General features: G+C 68.4%; 18 protein-coding genes. 15 read left to right on the forward strand and 3 right to left on the reverse strand.

All coding sequences use genetic code 11. The features are described from left to right. Positions 1-135: 135 nt before the first annotated feature. Entirely contained in the window at positions 136-1104 is a 969-nt protein-coding gene (gene holA, locus G7Y50_RS01275) for a DNA polymerase III subunit delta (protein ID WP_165055914.1), read from the forward strand. A 119-nt stretch (positions 1105-1223) separates the two neighbouring features. Here the strand turns inward: holA and rpsT are convergent, their stop codons facing one another. Beyond that, positions 1224-1724, reverse strand: coding sequence for a 30S ribosomal protein S20 (gene rpsT / locus G7Y50_RS01280; RefSeq protein ID WP_165055911.1), 501 nt, complete (start codon positions 1722-1724; stop codon positions 1224-1226). 458 nt (positions 1725-2182) lie between these two features. On the opposite strand from rpsT, the gene lepA reads away from it, so the two are divergent. Together lepA and G7Y50_RS01290 are read left to right on the forward strand one after the other, a co-directional pair. Continuing rightward, positions 2183-3991 carry a translation elongation factor 4 gene (gene lepA / locus G7Y50_RS01285; RefSeq protein ID WP_165055907.1) on the forward strand — a complete coding sequence of 603 codons (1809 nt, stop codon included), beginning with the start codon at positions 2183-2185 and terminating at the stop codon, positions 3989-3991. 68 nt (positions 3992-4059) lie between these two features. Continuing rightward, positions 4060-4296 (forward strand): hypothetical protein, encoded by a 237-nt coding sequence (locus G7Y50_RS01290; RefSeq protein ID WP_165055905.1) that lies wholly within the window; start codon positions 4060-4062, stop codon positions 4294-4296. Between the two features lie 15 nt (positions 4297-4311). Here the strand turns inward: G7Y50_RS01290 and G7Y50_RS01295 are convergent, their stop codons facing one another. Further along, positions 4312-4959: a flavodoxin family protein gene (locus G7Y50_RS01295; protein ID WP_165055903.1), complete on the reverse strand. Its 648-nt coding sequence runs from the start codon at positions 4957-4959 to the stop codon at positions 4312-4314. A gap of 768 nt (positions 4960-5727) precedes the next feature. Here G7Y50_RS01295 and G7Y50_RS01305 point away from each other — a divergent pair. The 11 genes from G7Y50_RS01305 to era all read left to right on the forward strand — a co-directional run bounded on the left by G7Y50_RS01305 (position 5728) and on the right by era (position 16260). Further along, the gene (locus G7Y50_RS01305) at positions 5728-5925 is read left to right on the forward strand and encodes a hypothetical protein (RefSeq protein ID WP_165055901.1); all 198 of its coding nucleotides are present in this window, start codon (positions 5728-5730) and stop codon (positions 5923-5925) included. Positions 5926-5934: 9 nt separating this feature from the next. Beyond that, on the forward strand, positions 5935-6906 hold the full coding sequence (dusB, locus tag G7Y50_RS01310) for a tRNA dihydrouridine synthase DusB (RefSeq protein WP_241156551.1): 972 nt from the start codon (positions 5935-5937) through the stop codon (positions 6904-6906). Next, positions 6896-8008 carry a radical SAM family heme chaperone HemW gene (gene hemW / locus G7Y50_RS01315; RefSeq protein WP_165055899.1) on the forward strand — a complete coding sequence of 371 codons (1113 nt, stop codon included), beginning with the start codon at positions 6896-6898 and terminating at the stop codon, positions 8006-8008. The genes dusB and hemW overlap by 11 nt, the downstream gene beginning before the upstream one ends. 375 nt (positions 8009-8383) lie before the next feature. After that, positions 8384-9433 carry a heat-inducible transcriptional repressor HrcA gene (gene hrcA, locus G7Y50_RS01320; protein WP_165055897.1) on the forward strand — a complete coding sequence of 350 codons (1050 nt, stop codon included), beginning with the start codon at positions 8384-8386 and terminating at the stop codon, positions 9431-9433. Between the two features lie 124 nt (positions 9434-9557). After that, positions 9558-10697 (forward strand): molecular chaperone DnaJ, encoded by a 1140-nt coding sequence (gene dnaJ / locus G7Y50_RS01325; RefSeq protein ID WP_165055895.1) that lies wholly within the window; start codon positions 9558-9560, stop codon positions 10695-10697. 69 nt (positions 10698-10766) lie between these two features. Further along, complete coding sequence (locus G7Y50_RS01330) at positions 10767-11615, forward strand: 16S rRNA (uracil(1498)-N(3))-methyltransferase (protein WP_165055892.1); 849 nt, start codon at positions 10767-10769, stop codon at positions 11613-11615. Beyond that, on the forward strand, positions 11615-12883 hold the full coding sequence (gene mtaB / locus G7Y50_RS01335; protein ID WP_165056911.1) for a tRNA (N(6)-L-threonylcarbamoyladenosine(37)-C(2))-methylthiotransferase MtaB: 1269 nt from the start codon (positions 11615-11617) through the stop codon (positions 12881-12883). Before G7Y50_RS01330 ends, mtaB begins: the two co-directional genes overlap by 1 nt. A 299-nt stretch (positions 12884-13182) precedes the next feature. Beyond that, positions 13183-14148: a PhoH family protein gene (locus G7Y50_RS01345; RefSeq protein ID WP_165056583.1), complete on the forward strand. Its 966-nt coding sequence runs from the start codon at positions 13183-13185 to the stop codon at positions 14146-14148. 21 nt (positions 14149-14169) lie between these two features. After that, on the forward strand, positions 14170-14715 hold the full coding sequence (gene ybeY, locus G7Y50_RS01350; RefSeq protein WP_165056584.1) for an rRNA maturation RNase YbeY: 546 nt from the start codon (positions 14170-14172) through the stop codon (positions 14713-14715). 9 nt (positions 14716-14724) lie between these two features. After that, positions 14725-15282, forward strand: a complete 558-nt coding sequence (locus G7Y50_RS01355) for a diacylglycerol kinase family protein (protein WP_241156620.1) — start codon at positions 14725-14727, stop codon at positions 15280-15282. 18 nt (positions 15283-15300) lie between these two features. Then, positions 15301-16260 carry a GTPase Era gene (gene era / locus G7Y50_RS01360; RefSeq protein ID WP_370457947.1) on the forward strand — a complete coding sequence of 320 codons (960 nt, stop codon included), beginning with the start codon at positions 15301-15303 and terminating at the stop codon, positions 16258-16260. On the opposite strand, the gene G7Y50_RS01365 is transcribed toward era, so the two are convergent. Then, complete coding sequence (locus G7Y50_RS01365; protein ID WP_165056585.1) at positions 16242-16934, reverse strand: Crp/Fnr family transcriptional regulator; 693 nt, start codon at positions 16932-16934, stop codon at positions 16242-16244. The genes era and G7Y50_RS01365 overlap by 19 nt on opposite strands. 154 nt (positions 16935-17088) lie before the next feature. On the opposite strand from G7Y50_RS01365, the gene G7Y50_RS01370 reads away from it, so the two are divergent. After that, the gene (locus tag G7Y50_RS01370; protein WP_165056586.1) at positions 17089-19659 is read left to right on the forward strand and encodes a molybdopterin-dependent oxidoreductase; all 2571 of its coding nucleotides are present in this window, start codon (positions 17089-17091) and stop codon (positions 19657-19659) included. The last annotated feature ends 8 nt before the right edge of the window (positions 19660-19667 follow it).

A 19667-nucleotide genomic window follows, 5' to 3' on the forward strand; every position in this document is an offset into this window, starting at 1 on the left:
CGCAGCCTGCTTCCTGGGGCAGAACAGCAAGCTCATCCCGCCGCTCTGCTGGCCATCCCGCCGCTCCCTTCGCCATCCCCTGGTTCCTCCCCGTTGTCTTCGGGAACGGCGTCGCGCTTCGGGTACAATGGGGGCATGACGACACGCAAGGACACCGAGCTGCTCCCCGCCTACCTGGTGGTGGGGGAGGACGCGCTGAAGCGCGCGGCGGTGCTCGCGCGCCTGCGCACGCGCATGGAGGCGTACGGCGACCTCTCCTTCAACTCCGAGGACCTCAACGGCGAGACGGCTACGGGCGCCGACGTCACCACGGCGTGCAACACCATGCCCTTCGCCAGCGAGAAGCGCCTCGTCTACGTGCGCAACGCCGAAAAGCTCAAGAAGGCCGACTCCGAGGCGGTGGTGGCCTACCTCAAGGCGCCGAGCCCCACCACGGTGCTTCTGCTGGAGGCCGAGAAGCTCGCGAAGAACACGCGCCTGTACAAGGCGGTCGCCGCGGTCGGCAAGAGCGCGGTCATCGACTGCGCGCCGCCGAAGCGCTACGAGCTGCCGCGCCAGGTGCGTGCCATGGCCACGGCGCACGGCGTCACCTTCACCGAGGGCGCCGCTACGAAGCTCGTGGAGCTCGTCGGCGAGAACACGGTGCACCTCGACAACGAGATCAGAAAGATCGCGCTCGCGCACCGCGGTCGCGACGCCGTCAACGAGAACGAGGTGATCTCGCTCGTCGCGCGCACGGCCGAGGTGAAGCCGTGGGAGCTCGTCGACGCGTTCGCTGCGCGCGACCTCAAGAAGTGCCTGCGCTACCTGCAGATGATGGAGTCGGCGTCGCCCCATGCGCTCATCGCCCTGTGCGTGAACCGCACGCGCGAGCTCCTCTGCGCCCAGTCGCTCATGCGCCGCGGCTCGGTGGCGCAGCTTCCCAGCGCGCTCGGCATGCCCGACTGGAGGTGCAAGCACCACGCCACGTGGGCGCGCCAGTTCACCGCCTCCGAGCTGCGCCGCGCCATCTGCTCCGCGCGCGACGCCGAGCGCGCCATGAAGAGCGGCGCCGACGCGGACGCGGCCTTTCGCGACTGGCTCGTCGCCACCCTCAGGCGCTAGGCATCCGCCGCCGGCCGTCGGTCCGCAAGCGCTCCCGAAACGAAGCAGGGCCCGCGACCATGTGTCGCGGGCCCTGCGTCAACCCGATGGCGGGCGCCTATCACCTGGTGGCGATGAGGCTACTCGGCAGCTTCCTCAGCCTCGGCGGCCTCGGCCTTGGCAGCCTCCTCGGCCTCCTTGGCCTTGCGGGCCTCGGCAGCCTTGACGGCCTTCATGTGGGCCTCGCGGCGCTTCGCCTTCTCGGCGGAAGCAGCGGCCATGGCCTCCTTGCGGGCAGCCTTCGCGGCAGCCTTCTTGTTGCCCGTCTTCTCCTGCTTCTTGGGCTCGGGCTTCACGTAGGCGGCGCGGTCGGCGTCGGTCACGATGGTGTTGGCGAGCGCCATGATGCCGCTCTTGCGGTTCGCGGCCTGGTTCTTGTGGATGACGCCCTTGGACGCCGCCTTGTCCATGAGGCGGCAGGCGGCCAGCGCGCGGGCGTACGCCTCGGCGCCGTTGCCCTCGGCCACGGCGTCCTTGACGTGGCGGGTGGCCGTCTTCAGCTCGGCCTTGACGGCGCGGTTGCGCATGCGCGCCTTCTCGTTGGTGATGATGCGCTTCTTCTGCGACTTGATGTTTGCCATTGCGATCCTCCTTGTGAATCAACGCGTTTTTGCAGGTGGCCAGCGCGCGAGCGCATGACCGGGCGCATCAGCGCTGCAGGAGGTGGGTGCACGTGAGGATTCCGGGACAGGATGCCAACGGGCGCGCAAGAGCGCGCAAGGACACGCTCGCCTGAGAGGGAGCGTGCTCAAGGCAGGCGGGATTTTCTGCCTTGCGACCAGTTGGTCATCCAGCGACTCGAATCCTCATGTGCAGCCACGTCTGCGGAGGGGGCATGCGTTGGCATGCCCGCATGTATCGCTGAATACGCAAGCCAGTAGAATACCAGAGAAATTGCGCGCAGTCACGAAGAATGTGAAAAAACTCGCGCATGTCACGATACAATAGCGTCTCGACTGACAACAGGACGACTGACAACACAACCAGCGGTAACGCGGCGAGCCCGCACGCGCCAGAGGAACACGCCAGAGGAACCTACATGAGCTTCGACCCTTCCCATATCAGGAACTTCTCCATCATCGCGCACATCGACCACGGCAAGTCCACGCTGTCCGACCGCATCCTGGAGCTTACGGGCACGGTCTCGGCGCGCGACATGCAGGAGCAGCTGCTCGACTCGATGGACATCGAGCGCGAGCGCGGCATCACCATCAAGAGCCAGGCCGTGCGCGTGAACTACACGGCCGACGACGGCGAGACCTACCAGCTCAACCTCATCGACACCCCGGGCCACGTCGACTTCACCTACGAGGTGTCGCGCTCGCTGGCGGCGTGCGACGGCGCGGTGCTCGTGGTGGACGCCACGCAGGGCGTCGAGGCGCAGACGGTGGCCAACGCCATGATGGCCATGAACGCCGATCTGGAGATCATCCCGCTCATCAACAAGATCGACCTGCCCGCCGCCGACCCCGAGCGCGTGCGCGCCGAGATCGAGGACGGCCTGGCGATCCCCGCCGACGACGCGGTCCTGGCGAGCGGCAAGACGGGGGAGGGCGTGCACGATCTGCTCGAGGCCGTGGTCTATACCATCCCCGCGCCCGTGGGCGACGCCGCCGCGCCCCTGCGCGCGCTCATCTTCGACAGCTACTTCGACCCCTACCGCGGCGTGGTGGCGCTCGTGCGCGTGGTCGACGGCTCCATGAAAAAGGGCGACCGCATCCGCATGATGGCCACGGGCACCGAGGTGCTCGTGGAGGAGGTGGGCGCGCGCCGCCCCGCGGAGACGCCCCTGCCTGACCTTTCCGTCGGCGAGGTGGGGTATTTGGTCACGGGCCTCAAGGACGTGCGCCAGGTGAAGGTGGGCGACACCATCACGCTCATGGAGGGCGGCGTGGACGAGCCGCTGCCGGGCTACCGCGAGGCCAAGCCCATGGTGTACACGGGCCTGTTCCCCATTGACGGCGACCAGTACGAGCCGCTGAAGGAGGCGCTCGAGAAGCTCTCGCTCAACGACCCGGCGCTCATCTGGGAGCCCGAGAAGTCGCACGCCCTCGGCTTCGGCTTCCGCGTGGGCTTCCTCGGCCTGCTCCACATGGAGGTCATCAAGGAGCGCCTCGAGCGCGAGTTTGGCCTCGATCTTCTGGCCACGGCGCCCTCGGTGGAGTACCACGCGTTTCGGAAGGGGACGGGCGCGTGCGTGTCGCTGCACTCGCCGCAGGAGATGCCCGACCCCGGCGAGCTCGACCGCATCGAGGAGCCCTACCTCAAGGCGAAGGTGCTCATCCCGCCCGACTACGTGGGCGCGGTGATGGACCTCACGGTGGCGCGCCGCGGCACCTTCGTCACCATGAACTACCTGTCGCCGACCACGGTGGAGATGCTCTGGGAGATACCCCTGTCCGAGCTCATCATGGACTTCTTCGACAAGCTGAAGTCCAACACGAAGGGCTACGCGAGCCTCGACTACGAGTTTTTGGGCTACAAGCCCTCCGACCTCGTGAAGCTCGACATCCTGCTGTCGGGCAAGCCCATCGACGCGCTGTCGTTCATCGTGCACCGCGACAAGGCGTACGACCGCGGGCGCGTGCTCTGCGAGAAGCTCAAGGAGATCATTCCGCGCCAGATGTTCGAGGTGCCCATCCAGGCCGCCATCGGCGGGCGCGTGCTCGCGCGCCAGACCGTGAAGGCGAAGCGCAAGGACGTGCTTGCGAAGTGCTACGGCGGCGACATCACGCGCAAGCGCAAGCTGCTCGAGAAGCAGAAGGCCGGCAAGAAGCGCATGAAGGCCATCGGCAGCGTCGAGGTGCCGCAAGAGGCGTTCATGGCCATTTTGAAGGTGGACGAGTAGCGCAGCGGGAGGATGGCTGGGCTGCCAAACGACACGGGGAACGGCGGAACCGCGAAGGGACGGTGCAAATGTTTGAGCTTGCAGCTCTCATCGTTGGCGCTCTCGTGTGCGCCGCGTGCCTCGTCATAGCTGTGCTGCTGTTCCGGGGGCACATCACGCTTCTCGCCGGCATCGACAAGGACGATGCAGCGAAGATGACGTCCGAGGAACGCCGCCGGTGGTCGATCATCGGCGGCGTTATCTGCCTCGCGGTATTCGCGTTCGCGCTTCTCAGCGTGCTCGGGCCCTTGCTGGCGGGGAAGTAGGGTGCTGCCGTCTTCCTATCCCTGCGTCAAGTCCTCGCGCACAACGTGGGTCCATGTTTTCGGCTCCAGCTCGGGCGGCGTGATGCCGGCCTCGCGCGCCGCGGCCAGGCTCTTCAGCATCCACGCCATGTTACGGCCGAGCTGGCGCATGGTGTGCATGCCCTCGCCGTCGGCGGCCGCCTCGCCGGGGGTGCGCCCGAAGGCGACGCCCCAGTAGGTGCTCGAGATCACCGGCATGCAGTTGATCTGGAAGTACTTGTTGATCTGGTCGGCCGCCTCCACGGCGCCGGCGCGCCGTGCCACGCCCACGCCGGCGGCTGGCTTGAAGCGCAGGTGCGACCCGCCGGCGTAGAACATGCGGTCGAGCAGCGCGATGAGCGAGCCCGCGGCCCCGGCGTAGTACACCGGCGAGCCGACGATGATGCCGTCAGCCGCCGCGGCCTTCTCGATGAGCTCGTTGCAGCAGTCGTCGTCGAACGCGCAGCGGCCCTCCCCGCTGCGCGCGCAGGCGCCGCAGGCGATGCAGCCGCGGACCGGCTTACTGCCGATCCAGGCGATCTCTGCTTCGACGCCCTCGGCGCGAAGCGCGGCGGCCGCCTCCTCGAGCGCGCGGTTCGTGTTGCCCTCTCGGCGCGGGCTTCCGTTGATGAGCAGGACCTTCATGTGTCTCCTCTTCTCGCTTCCTTGCTTGGGACCCATTGTAGCGCATGCGCCCCTGCTGGCAGGGAGCAACAAGCCTTCGCCCCTGCTTGCAGGGCGTAACGAGCCTCCGCCCCTCGGCGCTGAAGTGTCGGTCTGGCAACGCGGATGAGCGGGGCGGTCTTCTGATCGACGGCCTTTGCCGCCTTGTCCGCTGCTCCGCACGCCGGTCGCCGACGGCGTCACCGACAACGGCGCTTTTCCATCCACCCCTCAGGCGATTCTGGATGAAACGAGGCCGTTATCGGTGGTTTTTTGAGAAAAGTGGATGCAGAATGCGCGTTATCGGTGGTTTTCGGGGCTTGGAGCACCGACAACGGGCGTTTTCCAGCCAGCTTTCCCGAGCCGTGGCTGCAAAGAGGGCGTTGTCGGTGTTTTGGGCCTCGAGGCTTGAAAAGGCCGCGCCACTGCTGACAGGCGACGAGAGTGTTGGGGTCGGACTCAGGCGGGCGGCCCCGGGTGGCGTGCCGGGGGCCCGGGTGGAGCTCACCAAGCGAGCTCCGCACAAGCTGGTAGCGCCTGCGGCGCTTCCGTGCGAGCAGGACAGTCCGAGCGACTGAGCTTCACCCGAGCTCCCGGCACACTCCGCGAGGGGGTATGAGAGATGCAAGGGGGATAGCGCTTCGCATGAGGTGTTTCGGGGTGATTCTGCGCAGGTTCGGCACGGGGGCGCGATTTGGGGTACCCTGACAGTCTCTGGTGAAGCCGACGGCGAAAACGACGAGGAGACCCATGAAGAGCACCCGGGAATACGACTGGCTCAACGACCCCTTCGACGAGAAGAAGTGCGCCGAGGAGCTTGACCGCGCCCGCTCCCGCGGCATGCGCGGCGCGGGGTGCGCGCTCGCGGCCGTCGTCGCGGTGGCCGTGGTGCTCGTGGCCGTGTTCGTGGTGATCGTCGGCGCGCTCGGCACCGACCTCGCGATCTAGGTGCCTCACGTGGCTCTGTTCGGGAAATACGAGGTGCTGCTGGCGCCGATGGCGGGCGTGAGCGACGTCGCGTTTCGCACGCTGTGCCTGGAGCAAGGTGCTGATTTGGCCTTCACCGAGATGGTGTCGGCGAAGGGGCTCTCATACGCCAACGAGAAGACGCGGCATCTGCTCGCGCTGGCCGCAGGCGAGCAGCGCGTGGGCGTGCAGCTGTTCGGCCACGAGCCCGCCACCATGGCGAGCCAGGCTGCTTGGGTGGAGGATGAGCTCGGCGAGGCGCTCGCATACCTCGACGTCAACATGGGCTGCCCCGCGCGCAAGATCGTGAGCAAGGGCGACGGCAGCGCGCTCATGAAATCACCCGATGTGGCGGCCGATATCGTGCGCGCGGTGAAGGCCGCGGTGGCGCACCCCGTCACCTGCAAGTTCCGCCGCGGCTGGGACGAGGGGCAGGAGAGCGCGCCCGAGTTCGCGCGGCGCATGGAGGACGCCGGCGCCGACGCCGTCTGCGTGCACGGGCGCTACGCCGCCCAGCTCTACCGCGGCAGCGCGGAGTGGGGCGTGATCGCGCGCGTGAAGGAGGCCGTGGGCATCCCCGTGGTGGGCAACGGCGACGTCCGCTCAGGCGCCGACGCGGTGCGCATGCGCAAGGCCACCGGCTGCGACGCGGTGATGATCGCGCGTGGCGCCGAGGGCAACCCGTGGCTGTTCGCCCAGGTGAAAGCCGCGCTGGCAGGGAACGAGGAACCTAGCCTCCCCGACGTCTCCGCGCGCCTCGCCATGGCGCGCCGCCATGCCGCGCTGCTCGCGCGCCGCGAGGGGCGCAACATCGTGCGCATGCGCAAGCACGCCATGTGGTACGTGGCGGGGCTTCCTGGCGCCGCCGCCGCGCGCGGCAAGATCAACTACTGCACCACGCTCGAGGACTTCGGCCGCGTGTTCGACGAGCTCGAGCAGATTGCGAGCGAACATGCCTCATGACCCCTACCAGGCGCTCTACCTCCACGTGCCGTTCTGCGTGAGTCGCTGCATGTACTGCGACTTCACGACGCGCGCCGTGCCCGCCGACGACCCCGAGATCACGCGCTACGTGGAGGACCTCGTGATGCAGATCCGCCGCGCGGGCAAGCAGGGCGAGCTCGCGGGCGTGGAGACGGTGTACGTCGGCGGCGGCACGCCGAGCCACGTGGGATCGCGGCACCTCTCGCAGCTGCTCTACGCACTCGGTCTGTCGATGCACCTCACGCCTGAGGTGGAGTGCACCGTTGAGTGCAACCCCGAGAGCCTGGACGAGCGCCTCGTGCGTGACATGTGGGCGCTCGGCGCGAACCGGCTGTCCATCGGCGTGCAGAGCTTCGACGACCGGCTTCTGCGTACGCTCGGGCGCGCGCACACGGCTGACGAGGCCCGCCGCGCCGTCGACGCGGCGCTCACGCGCTTCGAGAACGTGAGCGTGGACGTGATGTGCGGCCTGCCCGGCCAGTCAACCGAGGACGTGCGCGCGAGTGCGGAGGAGGCCGTGCGCCTCGGCGTCACGCACGTGAGCGTGTACCCGCTCACCATCGAGGACCACACGCCGTTCGCGCGCATGGTGATGCGCGGCGAGCTCGACGAGCCCGACGACGACGTGGAGGCCGAGCACATGGAGGCTGCCGCGGAGGTGCTCGGGCGCGCGGGGTTCCACCGCTACGAGGTGGCGAGCTACGCGCGGGAGGGCTTCGAGAGCCAGCACAACACCGCCTACTGGACGGGAAAGCCCTACCTCGGGCTCGGGCTGTCAGCCACCACGATGACGCAGAACGCCACGCGCCGCATGCGGCGCCAGGACGGCTTCGTGACCGACGACCTGAACCCCGCGCAGATGCTCGCCGAGGACCTCATGCTCGGCATGCGCATGTCGCGCGGCGTGAGCGACGAGCTGGTGGGGCGCGCCGCAGCGCTCCTGCCGGACGCGCGCGACGTGTTCGCGAACCTCGAGCGCGACGGCCTGGCCGTGCATGAGGACGGTCGCTGGCGCCCCACGAAGCGCGGCTGGCTGTGCGGCAACGAGCTCTACGGGCGCATCTTCGACCTCGCCCCGTAGCGGGGGCCGTCCCGATGAGCGCGCGTGCGTCCCGCGGCGCGGCCCCGCTCCCGGTGAGCGCTCGCATGCTTCGCAGCGCACATCTGCGCGCCCTTTGCCGCACGTCCTCGCGCACGCGCTCCGCGGCGCGCATCCGCGCACCCCACGACGCGCCCCGCGGCGCGCATCCGCACCTCTTCGCACGCGCCCCGTGTCGCTCATTATGGCGCTTGCGTTGAATTTTCGGCGGTTCCCTCCAATCGTTTAGCACTCGGGGGCCGAGGCTGCTAAAATGCTGCGAGAGCTTGCGCGGCGCGGCTCGCGTCCACGTGCCCGCAGGCAGGAGAGAAGAAGGCAGGAAGTCAGAAGGCGGCCGAGCGCCGAAGGAGGAGTGCCGTGCTATCCGACAGGCGGCAGCGCGTGTTGAGCGCGCTCATCGAGGAGTACGTGGAGCGGGCGATGCCCGTGGGCTCGCGTACGCTCACCGAGCGCTACCAGCTCGGCGTGAGCCCGGCTACCGTGCGCAACGACCTGTCCGCCCTCGAGGACGCGGGCTACATCACGCAGCCCCACACCTCCGCCGGCCGCATCCCCACCGACGCGGGCTACCGCGCCTTCGTCGACGAGCTCTTGAGCCACGGCCTCGCCGCCGAGGAGCACCCCCACCGCGACATCGTCGACGAGCTGCGCGCGAGCGCCAGCGAGCTCGACGCGCTCATGGAGCAGACCTCGGCCGCGCTCGCGCGCCTCACCGACTGCCTCTCCATCGTGATGGCGCCGTCGTTCTCCGCGCACATCCGCCAGCTCTCGCTCATCTCGCTGTCGAACCACCGCGCGCTCATCGTGATCGTGGCCGAGGACGGCCGCGTGGCGAACCGCAGCGTCGCGTTCGCCGACGAGGTGACGCCCGACGAGCTCGCCGGCGTGCAGAACCTGCTCGGGCGCTTGTTCGCCGGGAAGTCGGTGCGCGAGGTGCGCGAGGGGTTCGACGCGCCGACCTACGAGGCCCTGCGCGACCCGCTCGTGCAGCTCATCCTCGACGAGGTGATCGCGTGTTTGCAGGAGAACAACATCGGGCGGGCGCACCGGCTCGGCATGAGCTCGCTTCTGCGCAAGCCCGAGTTCAGCAGCTCGAGCGCCCTTCTGCCTCTCGTGCAGGTGCTCGAGGACGACTCCGTGCTCCTGCACGTGTTCGACGAGGCGTCCGCGCCCGCAGAGGCCGCACAGGCGCCCGACGACGCGCCGGGCGCAGAGGGCGAGCACGTGATGGTGCGCATCGGGCGCGAGAACGCGGCCGTCGAGCTCTCCGGCGTGTCGGTGATCGCGAGCACCTACGGGCGCGGCGAGGGCGAGGGCATCGTCGCCGTCATCGGCCCGACGCGCATGGACTACACGCGCGTCATCCGCGCCGTGCGCGCGGCCCAGCACGTGCTGAGGGACGAGTGAGGCGAAGGCGCGGGCGAAGACGACGGCGACAGTGACGGCGGGAAAGACCCCCTTACGGTAACAAGGCGCGGCCGGCATCGAGGCCGCGCGTTCGAGATAGGTGACAGAAAGGCATTACGAACCCATGGCTAAAGACTTGTACGAGGTGCTCGGCGTTTCGCGCGACGCCTCCGAGGCTGAGATCAAGAAGGCGTTCCGCCACAAGGCGCGCGAGCTGCACCCCGACGTGAACAAGGCCCCCGACGCGGAGGACCAGTTCAAGGAGCTCAACGAGGCGTACGACGTGCTCTCCGACGCGAACAAGCGCGCGCAGTACGACCGCTTCGGCACCATCCCGGGCGCCGCGGGCTCGAGCCCGTACGGCGGCGGCAGCGGCTACGTCGACTTCGAGGACCTCTTCGGCGGCGGCTTCGGCGGCATGGGCGACATCTTCTCCACCTTCTTCGGCGGAAGCGCCGGCGGCGGGCGCACGGTGCGCAAGGAGGGCCGCGACATGGGCATCGGGCTGCGCCTGACGCTCGAGGAGGTCGCGCGCGGCGTGAAGAAGGAGATCGTGTACGACCGCCTGGCGCCGTGCCCCGACTGCGACGGCTCGGGCCTCGGCGAGGACGGCCGCGAGGTCACGTGCCCGGAGTGCAACGGCAAAGGCCGCGTGGTCACCGTGCAGCGCACCTTCCTCGGCGACATGCAGTCGTCCTCCACGTGCCCGAAGTGCCACGGCACGGGCTCGTCCATCGAGAACCCCTGCCCGGAGTGCGAGGGCCAGGGCCGCGTGCCCGACCGCCAGAAGGTGTCGGTCGAGGTGCCTGCGGGCGTCCGCGACGGCCAGCAGCTACGCGTGTCGGGCTTCGGCGAGGCCGGCATGCAGGGCGCGGCGGCCGGCGACCTCATCGTCACCGTGCGCATCCAGCCGCATGAGTTCTACGAACGCGACGGCGAGGATCTGCACGTGCAGGTGAGCGTGCCCATGGTCCAGGCGGCGCTCGGCGCCGAGATCGAGGTCGACGGCATCTTCGACGACGAGGAAGTGCCGGTGCGCATCCCCGAGGGAACGCAGAACGGCCAGGTCATCCGCTGCAAGGGATTCGGCATGCCGCGCCTGCGCTCGGACGCGCGCGGGGATCTGTACGTGCACGTGGAGGTGGAGATCCCCCGCCGCCTCTCGAAGCGCGAGCGCGAGATCCTCGAGGAGCTCGCCGCTGAGATGGGCGAGGACGTCTCGGAGCCCCGCTCGCCCCTGCAGAAGCTCCGCGACATGTTCTAGCCTGAAGGGCTCCGTCCCGCACTGACTTCGCCAACGACGTTCGCCTTCCCTCGTTGCAAAGGAGACTTCTTGTCCCTCCACCAGTTCTTCCTGGATGACCAGGTGCTCGCTCACGAAGGCGCTGCGGTGTTCCCGCTGCGCCTCGCGCCCGACGACGCGCGCCACGCCCGCGTGCTGCGCCTCTCACCTGGCGAGCACGTCGCCGTGGTGGACGCTGCGCGCGACTACTTCGAGTGCGAGGTCGTCTCCTTCGACGACGCGGTGCCGCTCGTGCGCATCGCGCGCCGCCTCGACGCGCCCGACGACGGCCCGCGCGTGATCCTGCTGCAGGGGCTCGCCAAGGGCGACAAGATGGAGACGGTCATCCGCCACGCCACCGAGGTGGGCGTCGAGGCGTTCGTGCCCCTGCGGTGCGCGCGCTCGGTCATGAAGGTGGACGCCAAGAAGGCCGCTGCGAAGAGGAGCCGCTGGCAGGCCGTCGCGAAGAGCGCCGCCATGCAGGCCGGGCGCCACGTGGTGCCCGAGGTGAGCGAGCCCGTGGGCCTGTCCCAGGCGTGCGAGCTTCTGGCGAACGCCACCGCCGTGCTCGTGTGCTGGGAGGAGGCGCCCCAGACGGCGACGATGCGCGCGGCGCTCGCCGACGCGATGGCGCAGGCGGGCTGCACGGTGGCGGCTGACGCGCGCGTGGCCGTGGTGGTGGGCCCCGAGGGCGGCCTTTCGCCCGAGGAGGTGGAGCGCCTGCTCGCGTGCAACCCGCGGGCGCGCCTCGTGTCGCTCGGGCCGTCCATCCTGCGCACCGAGACGGCCGGCGTCGTGGCGCCGGCGCTCGTCCTCTACGAGCTCGGCGGCATGGGCAACGCGGGCGGCGCGCTCGGAGCGCTCAGCGCACTTGGGGCACTCGGGACGGGGGGTCGCTGATGCGGTTTGCCGTCGTCAACCTGGGGTGCAAGGTGAACCGCGTGGAGTCAGACGGCTTCGAGCGGCTCCTTTTGGCCGCGGGCGGCACGGAGGCTCTGCAGGAGGAGGCCGACCTCATCGTGGTGAACACCTGCACGGTCACCGCCGAGGCTGACAAGAAGACGCGCAAGGCCGTCCGCCATGCGCTGCGGGCCAACGCGTCGGCCCGCGTGGCGGTCACCGGCTGCGCCGCGGCCATCGACGAGGGCGCCTTTGCATCCATGGACGCGCGCGTGTGCGTGGTCCCCAAGGCCGGCATGAGCCTGTGGCTCGAGGACGTCGCCCGCACGGAAGCGGCCGCGGCTGGAGCTGCCGACGAAGACGTCCTGCCCGCCGCCCCTGGCGCGGGGATGCCTGAGGCTCACGAGCCTGACCTGGCGCTCTTCTCCTCGCGCACGCGCGTGGGCGTGAAGGTGCAGGACGGCTGCGACAACGCGTGCACCTACTGCATCGTGCACGTGGCGCGCGGGCGCGCGACGAGCCGGCCGGCGCCCGAGGTCCTCGCCGAGGCCGTGACGCTCGCCGCTTCGGGCGTGCGCGAGATCGTGCTCTCGGGCATCAACCTCGGCTCGTATCGCTGGGAGGACATGCGCCTGGCCGGGCTGCTCGAGGAGCTGCTCGCCGCCACCGCGCACCTGCACGAGCCCGGCGAGCCGCCGTGCCGCTTCCGCGTGAGCTCCGTCGAGCCCATGGACGTTGATGACGACTTCATCAGCTTGCTTGCCTGCGCGGACGGCCGCGTCTGCCGCCACCTGCACCTGCCCCTGCAATCGGGCAGCACCAAGGTGCTCCGCGAGATGGACCGCCCGTACACCGCCGAGGAGTTCGCGCGCCTCGTAAGCCGCCTGCGCGCGCAGGTGCCCGCGCTCGCGCTCACCACCGACGTCATCGTGGGGTTCCCCGGCGAGACGGAGGGGGAGTTTGCCGAGACGCTCGAGATCGCGCGCGCCTGTGCGTTCAGCAAGATCCACGTGTTCCCGTACTCGCAGCGCGCGGGCACGCCCGCCGCCGCGCGCGCTGACCAGGTGCCGCCGCGCGTGAAGTCCGCCCGCGCCGCCCGCCTGCGCGCGCTCTCCGACGAGCTGCGCGCCGCCGACCGGGCGCGCCGCGCGGGCACCTGCGAGCTCGCGCTCGTGGAGGAGGCCGGCCGCGCCATGACCGAGAGCTACCACGAGACAAGCGCACCGGCCGGCGCCAACCCCGGCGCCCTCGTGCACGTGACGCTGTAACGCCCTGCGGCCCAAAGGAGTACGCATGGCATTCGCTTTGACGGTCTTAGTTCTTATGGTGTTGTAGGGGTTAGGCGCCTCGGGGGCTCGGGCGGTGCTCACCAAGCGAGTTCCGCACGAGCCGGAAGCGCCAGCGGCGCTTCCGTGCGAGCAGGACTGTCCGAGCGACTGAACTCTGCGCGAGCCCCCGAGGCGCCACGAGCCGCTATGGTTGACAGGATGACTGAGCTCCGTCCGAGCTCCCGGGGCGACGCAAACCCCGTCCCTTGCCCAGCCCCAAGCTCTGTTACAATAGCCGCATGACCGATCAGACACAGATTACCCTCACCATCCCCGACAGCGTGAGCATGGCGCTCGTGGTCGGCGAGGCCGACGAGATCCTGCGCACGCTTGAGGACGCCTACGAGGCGCGCATCACCGTGCGCGGCAACGCCATCTCGCTCGTCGGCGACCCCGTCGAGGTGCAGTCACTCACGGCGATCTTCTCCGACCTCGTCAAGCTCGTGAAGGGCGGCGACGTGCCCGACGCCGCGTACGTGCGCCACGCGCTCGACCTCATGCGCACGGCGGAGTTCTCGCCCACGGCGCTGCGCGAGGACGTCCTGCTCACGTACCGCGGGCGCGCCGTCCGTCCGAAGACCACCGGGCAGAAGCGCTACGTCGACGCCATCCGCGCGCACACCATCACCTTCGGCATGGGGCCGGCCGGCACGGGCAAGACGTATCTGGCCATGGCCATGGCGGTCGCGGCGCTCAAGCGCAAGGAGGTCGGCCGCATCATCCTCACGCGCCCCATCGTGGAGGCGGGGGAGAGCCTCGGGTTTCTGCCCGGCACCCTCACCGAGAAGGTCGACCCCTACATCCGCCCGCTGTACGACGCGCTCTTCGACATGTGCGACGCCGAGCGCGTGAACCAGCTCATCGAGGCGGGCACCATCGAGATCGCGCCGCTCGCTTTCATGCGCGGACGCACCTTGAACGACAGCTTCATCATCCTCGATGAGGCGCAGAACACCACCCCCGAGCAGATGAAGATGTTCCTCACGCGCCTGGGCTTCGGCTCGAAGATGGTCATCACCGGCGACGCCTCGCAGGTTGACCTGCCGCGCGGGGCCTCGGGCCTCACGCGGGCGCGCAGCATCCTCGAGGGCGTCGACGACATCGCGTTCTGCACGTTCACCGGCAAGGACGTCGTGCGCCACTCGCTCGTGGCCGCCATCGTGGCCGCCTACGACCGGGCGGCCTCGGCAGCGAGCCGGTCCTGAGGCAAGGCGGAGAGGAGACACGTGGAGATCTACGTCGACTACGCCCATCGCGCAGACGAGCTGCGCGCGCTGCCCGTCGAGGACCTCGTGCGCTTCGTGCTCGAGGCTGAGCAGATGCCCGCGAGCACCGAGGTGTCCGTGAGCTTCGTCACCGACGAGGCCATCGCCGCGCTGAACGAGGAGTTTCGCGGCAAGGCCGGCCCCACCGACGTGCTGTCGTTCGAGTGCGACGGCGTGGACGACGCGTTCGACGAGGCCCTGCTCCCGCCGGACGGCGCGGCAGACGCGCCCGACGACGAGCTTCCCTTCGAGCTCGGCGACGTGGTCATCGCCCCCGACGTGGCGCGCCGCCAGACCGATCTGTACGGGACCACCTTCGAGGGCGAGGTCACGCTCCTGCTCGTGCACGGCCTGCTCCACCTCGCCGGCTTCGATCACATCGCCGACGACGAGGCCGAGGAGATGGAGGCGCGCGAGCGCGAGATCCTGGGGCTGTGGGCCGACGCGGGACACGAGGGCGTGCGCCACGTGCGCGACGACACCATCCGCGTGCGCGGCGAGCACTGAGGTTTGCGCATGTCCCGCCAGCCCAACATGCCCGAAGCGCCTGTCGCGCCGCGCCGCGCCGAAGCTCCCGAAGCGCCTGGGGCGCTCGCCGCGCAGGCAGCGCCGTCCTGCGCCACCACCCACGACGCTCCCAGCGCCCAAGGCGCCCCCGCCGACGCGGCGCGCTTCGTACGCCACGCTGCCGACAGCCGCGCCGACGCGCACGCGCGCTTCACGCTCTCCCGCGCGTTCGCCTGCGCATGGGAGGGCATCGCCTACGCCTTCACCTCGCAGCGCAACCTCAAGATCCACAGCGCGTTCGCCGCGCTCGCCGTGGCGCTCGGCTTCGCGCTCGGCATCTCGGAGGCCGGCTGGCTCGCCGTGGTGGTCTGCATCGCGCTCGTCATGGCGCTCGAGGTGGTGAACACGGCCGTGGAGTCGGTGGTCGATTTGGTATCGCCCGAGTGGAACGAGCTCGCCAAGCGCGCGAAGGACTGCGCCGCCGGGGCGGTGTACCTCGCAGCCGCCGCCTCGCTCGTCGTGGCCGCGATCGTGTTTTTGCCGCGCCTCGGCGCGCTCATCTTCTGACGAGAAACGAGAGTAGACATGGACTTAGACGCCTTCTTCGCCGAGAACCCCATGGGCGGCACGCCCGACGCGCTGCCCGACGACTTCAAGTCGGGCTTCGTCACGCTCGTCGGCCGCCCGAACGCGGGCAAGTCGACGCTTTTGAACGCCGTCATGGGCAAGAAGATCGCCATCACCTCGGACACCGCGCAGACCACGCGCCACCGCTTCCGCGCCGTGCTCACGCGCGAGGGCTTCCAGATGATCATCGTGGACACGCCCGGCCTGCACAAGCCGCACGACGCGCTCGGCGAGGAGCTCAACACCTCGGCCATCAAGGCGCTCGAGGACGTCGACGTGGTGGCCATGCTCATCGACGCCTCCGCGCCGATCGGGCGCGGGGACGCGTGGGTGGCCGAGCAGGTGCGCGCGGCGCGCGGCGCGAAGAAGATCTGCGTGCTGTCGAAGTGCGACCTGGCGACCGAGGCGCAGATCGCCGCCCAGCGCGAGGCCGCCGAGGAGCTCGCCGACTGGGACGCCATGGTGGCGCTGTCGTCGGAGACGGGCTACAACGTAGAGGCGTTCGTGGAGGAGGTCACGTACTTTTTGCCGGAGGGCCCCGCGTGGTTCCCGCCCGACATGGAGACCGACCAGCCCCTCGAGGTCATGATCGCCGAGTTCATCCGCGAGAAGATCCTGCGTGGCTTCCACGACGAGGTGCCGCACGCCATCGGCGTGGTGGTCGAGGACATGGAGTACGTGCGCAAGACCGACCTGACGCGCATCTACGCCATCGTCTACGTGGAGCGCGACAGCCAGAAGGGCATCATCATCGGCAAGCGGGGGAGCGCCCTCAAGCAGATCGGCACCGAGGCGCGCCGCGACCTCGAGCAGCTTCTGGGCACGCGCGTGTTCCTGGATTTGCGCGTGAAGGTGAAGAAGAACTGGCGGCGCGACGCCAACCAGATCCGCCGCTTCGGCTACGGCGAGGGGCTGTAGGCCGCACCGTCCGAAAGCCACGCCTGGCGGCCCTTGTTGCGCGCATAGTCGGCAAGAAGCTGGGGATCCTCGTCGCGCAGGCGGGCGAAGGCCCGCGTGATGGAGGCCCGGTTGCAGGCCAGCACCCGGGCCATATCGCCGTTCGGCAGATACAAGCCAAACGACATCAGCTTGCGAATGAACAGAACGACGCGCGCGTAGGCTGACTCCGATCTCATGATCGCCGAGAACTGGGCGACGTCGCTGGTGAGCGCCATCGAGATCCGCATGAGCGTGCGCGCGAATTCCCTGTCCTCTTCAAACAGGGCCCTCACGGTCTCGTGGTCGAACTGGGCGATGCGGCAGTCCGTGAGGCACACCATGTCGTTATAGGGGTAGAGGTGCTCCATGATGTCGCCTTTGTCGAAGAACGTGAAGTCGAGCGAGAGGGGTCGGCCCGGAAAGCAGAGCGTGAAGAACGGCATGGTGCTCTCGTCGAGGGTGTCCTTGAGCTTGATCTGCGGAACATCGCTTATAAGGCCGTCGAGGATGACGCTCATGGTCGCGCTGAAGCTCTCGTGAAGGCAGAAGGAGCCGGCCTTGAGGAACTGCTGCCGGCATCTCGAGCAGAGCTTCGAGCGGGTTGGCTCAGGCAGGTTCGAGCAAAAAAGGTTGTCGACGCACGATTTCGACAAGGCGCTCCTTTCTCGATGACGCATTTGCAACATTTTACTGCTACTCATTCGTCCCATACAAGGGACCGCAGCGTCAACCTGTGTTTTCCGCCTCCGATATTCTCATGGGCGACGATGCGCATGGCATCGGTATCCGCGAATGTGAGGGGGTTTCATGAATGACAAGCTGAGAAAAGGCGAGGAAGGCGCCGCGTGGGTGGCCGTGCCCTGCTGGCACAACTGCGGCGGACGCTGCCTGGTCAAGGCGCTCGTGCGCGACGGGAAGGTGCTGCGCATGAAGACGGACGACCTTCACGAGGACACCTGGGAGCGCCCGCAGGCGCGCTGCTGTCCGATGGGCTATGCGATGCAGCAGCAGGTGTTCGGGCCGGGCAGGCTCAAGCACCCCATGAAGCGCAAGCACTACTCGCCCGAGGATCCGCATCGCGAGCTGCGCGGCGTCGACGAATGGGAGCGCATCACGTGGGACGAGGCGATGGACCTGTTCGCTGACGCGCTCAAGAAGGCCAAGGCCGCGTACGGCAACGAGTCGATCATGTACATGAACATGATCAACATGCAGGGCTACCTGGGCGCCGTGCTGTCAGCCTTCGGGGGCTACTTCGATACGACCGGCACCCAGTCCACGGGCGCGTTCCAGATGGTGAATCCCCTGTTCGGCTGGTCGGCCCCATGGGGCAACTCCAATGACCGCATGGACCTGGCCAACTCCGAGTACATCGTGCTCATGGGCCACAACGCCGCGTGGGCTGCGTTCGGCAACCCGAGCGTCTACTTGAAGCACGCGAAGGAGAAGGGCTCGAAGTTCGTGTTCGTCGGCCCCGAGTACTCCGAGACCGCCGGCTTCGCCAACGCGCTGTGGATCCCGGTGCGCCCCGGCGGCGACACGGCCCTGCTTCTGGCCGTGGCTTACCTGATGATCACCAAGGACGAAGGCGGCTCCCTCATAGACTGGGACTTCCTCGACCGCTGCACCGTGGGCTTTGACGCCGACCACATGCCGGCTGACGCCAAGACCGATGAGAACTTCAAGGACTACGTGCTGGGCGCCTACGACGGCGTACCGAAGACCCCCGCGTGGGCTTCTGAGCTCTGCGGCACGCCGGTCGAGCTCATCGAGCAGCTTACCGAGATCCTCGGCTGCAAGCATGACGTCTCGATCCACGCGAACGGCGCTCCGGCGCGCTGCAAGGGCGCCGAGAACTACCCGCAGCTGCTCATGACCGTTGCGGCTATGGGCGGCCACTACGGCAAGCCCGGCAACTCGTGCTCGAATGACCAGTATTACGGCGCCATGAACTCCGGCACGCTGATCGCGACGCCTCCCGGAAGCACCATGGCGCAGTTTTCGACAGCGGGCAATGCGGTGGGCAAGACCGTGTCGCTCGACCTCATCTGGGATGCCATCGTCGACGGCGAGTACTGGGATGCGGGCAACTGCATGCTGGCAGACCCCAGGCAGGGGATCGCCCTGCCGCACGAGGTGCGCCGCGAGACGGCGGACATCCACGTGCTCGTGTCCGAGACCAACAACTTCCTCTCCACGCAAGCCAACACCAACAAGGGCATCGAGGCGTTCCGCAAGGTCGACTTCGTGTTCGCCTCCGCCTACTACATGAAGCTCGACGCGCAATACGCCGACGTGGTCGTGCCCGTAACCACACGCTGGGAGACGTTGAAGGGCCACTTCTACGGCTTCTTCAAGGACAAGGAGACGTCGTTTGCGTCGCGCGCTCCGATTCCTGTGCAAGGCGAGAGCAAGAGCGACCGGGAGATCGCGGCAGCGCTGGCCGCCAAGCTGGGAATCGACTACGACACCCTGCTCAACCCCATGAGCGACGCGCAGCAGTGGTTCAACCAGATCGCGCAGACGGCCGTCATGGGCTACACGCCTGAGGGCCAGCCGATGCCGGTGGCGCAGGTCACCCAGGAGGATCTTGACCGATACGGGGTGACGGGCAGCCCCCAGCCCGGGCTCATGCCCTTCGAGGACTACGTTGAGGCGGGTGTTTACCGCATCCCGCGCGAGGAGGGCGACCGGTTCGTCACCATACCCCTGTCTGACTTCCGCGAGGACCCCGAGGCTCATCCGATTGAGACGAGCGCATCGGGCAAGCTCGAGATCTACTGCCAGGCCAAGAGCGACTGGTACGACATGGTCAACGGCTACGCTGACGGCGGCGAGGGCGTTGCCGACTACGTCAAGGTCTCGCCGCTGCCCAAGTGGCTCGACGCTCCGCTCAGCTACAAGGACTCGTTCGCCGACTGGGACAACAAGGTCAAAGGCGACTATCCCATCCAGCTGACGCACGCCCACTACCTGCGTCGCGCCCACACCGACTGCGACAACCTGCCGTGGATGCGCGAAGCGCTCGTGAATCCGGTGTGGATCAACAAGGATGACGCCGCCGAGCGCGGCATCAAGACGGGTGACACCATTCGCGTGTTCAACGACAACGGCGCCTTCCTGCGCCCGGCGTCCGTGACGCGCACCGTCATGCCCGGCGTCATCGTCATCCCGCATGGCGCCACCCTGCGCCTCGATCCCGAGACGGGGGTCGATGTCGCAGGCGCTGACAACGTGCTGACGAGCTCAAATCGCACGACGACGCCGTTCCTCAACGGCTGGAACTCCAACCTCGTGCAGTACGAGAAGTACGACGGCCCGATACAGCTGGCCCCCGACTGCGAGGTGCCTCCTGTCGTGCCGCTGGTGGAAGAATAGGGGAGCAT

The organism is Adlercreutzia sp. ZJ176, from assembly GCF_011038975.1.
Classification (GTDB): Bacteria; Actinomycetota; Coriobacteriia; order Coriobacteriales; family Eggerthellaceae; genus CAAEEV01.

What these genes read in the sequence shown, in the direction of transcription:
- holA (WP_165055914.1), top strand. Translation starts at nt 136, where the DNA reads ATGACGACACGCAAGGACACCGAGCTGCTCCCCGCCTACCTGGTGGTG.
- rpsT (WP_165055911.1), bottom strand. Translation starts at nt 1,724, where the DNA reads ATGGCAAACATCAAGTCGCAGAAGAAGCGCATCATCACCAACGAGAAG.
- lepA (WP_165055907.1), top strand. Translation starts at nt 2,183, where the DNA reads ATGAGCTTCGACCCTTCCCATATCAGGAACTTCTCCATCATCGCGCAC.
- G7Y50_RS01290 (WP_165055905.1), top strand. Translation starts at nt 4,060, where the DNA reads ATGTTTGAGCTTGCAGCTCTCATCGTTGGCGCTCTCGTGTGCGCCGCG.
- G7Y50_RS01295 (WP_165055903.1), bottom strand. Translation starts at nt 4,959, where the DNA reads ATGAAGGTCCTGCTCATCAACGGAAGCCCGCGCCGAGAGGGCAACACG.
- G7Y50_RS01305 (WP_165055901.1), top strand. Translation starts at nt 5,728, where the DNA reads ATGAAGAGCACCCGGGAATACGACTGGCTCAACGACCCCTTCGACGAG.
- hemW (WP_165055899.1), top strand. Translation starts at nt 6,896, where the DNA reads ATGCCTCATGACCCCTACCAGGCGCTCTACCTCCACGTGCCGTTCTGC.
- dnaJ (WP_165055895.1), top strand. Translation starts at nt 9,558, where the DNA reads ATGGCTAAAGACTTGTACGAGGTGCTCGGCGTTTCGCGCGACGCCTCC.
- mtaB (WP_165056911.1), top strand. Translation starts at nt 11,615, where the DNA reads ATGCGGTTTGCCGTCGTCAACCTGGGGTGCAAGGTGAACCGCGTGGAG.
- G7Y50_RS01345 (WP_165056583.1), top strand. Translation starts at nt 13,183, where the DNA reads ATGACCGATCAGACACAGATTACCCTCACCATCCCCGACAGCGTGAGC.
- G7Y50_RS01355 (WP_241156620.1), top strand. Translation starts at nt 14,725, where the DNA reads ATGTCCCGCCAGCCCAACATGCCCGAAGCGCCTGTCGCGCCGCGCCGC.
- era (WP_370457947.1), top strand. Translation starts at nt 15,301, where the DNA reads ATGGACTTAGACGCCTTCTTCGCCGAGAACCCCATGGGCGGCACGCCC.
- G7Y50_RS01370 (WP_165056586.1), top strand. Translation starts at nt 17,089, where the DNA reads ATGAATGACAAGCTGAGAAAAGGCGAGGAAGGCGCCGCGTGGGTGGCC.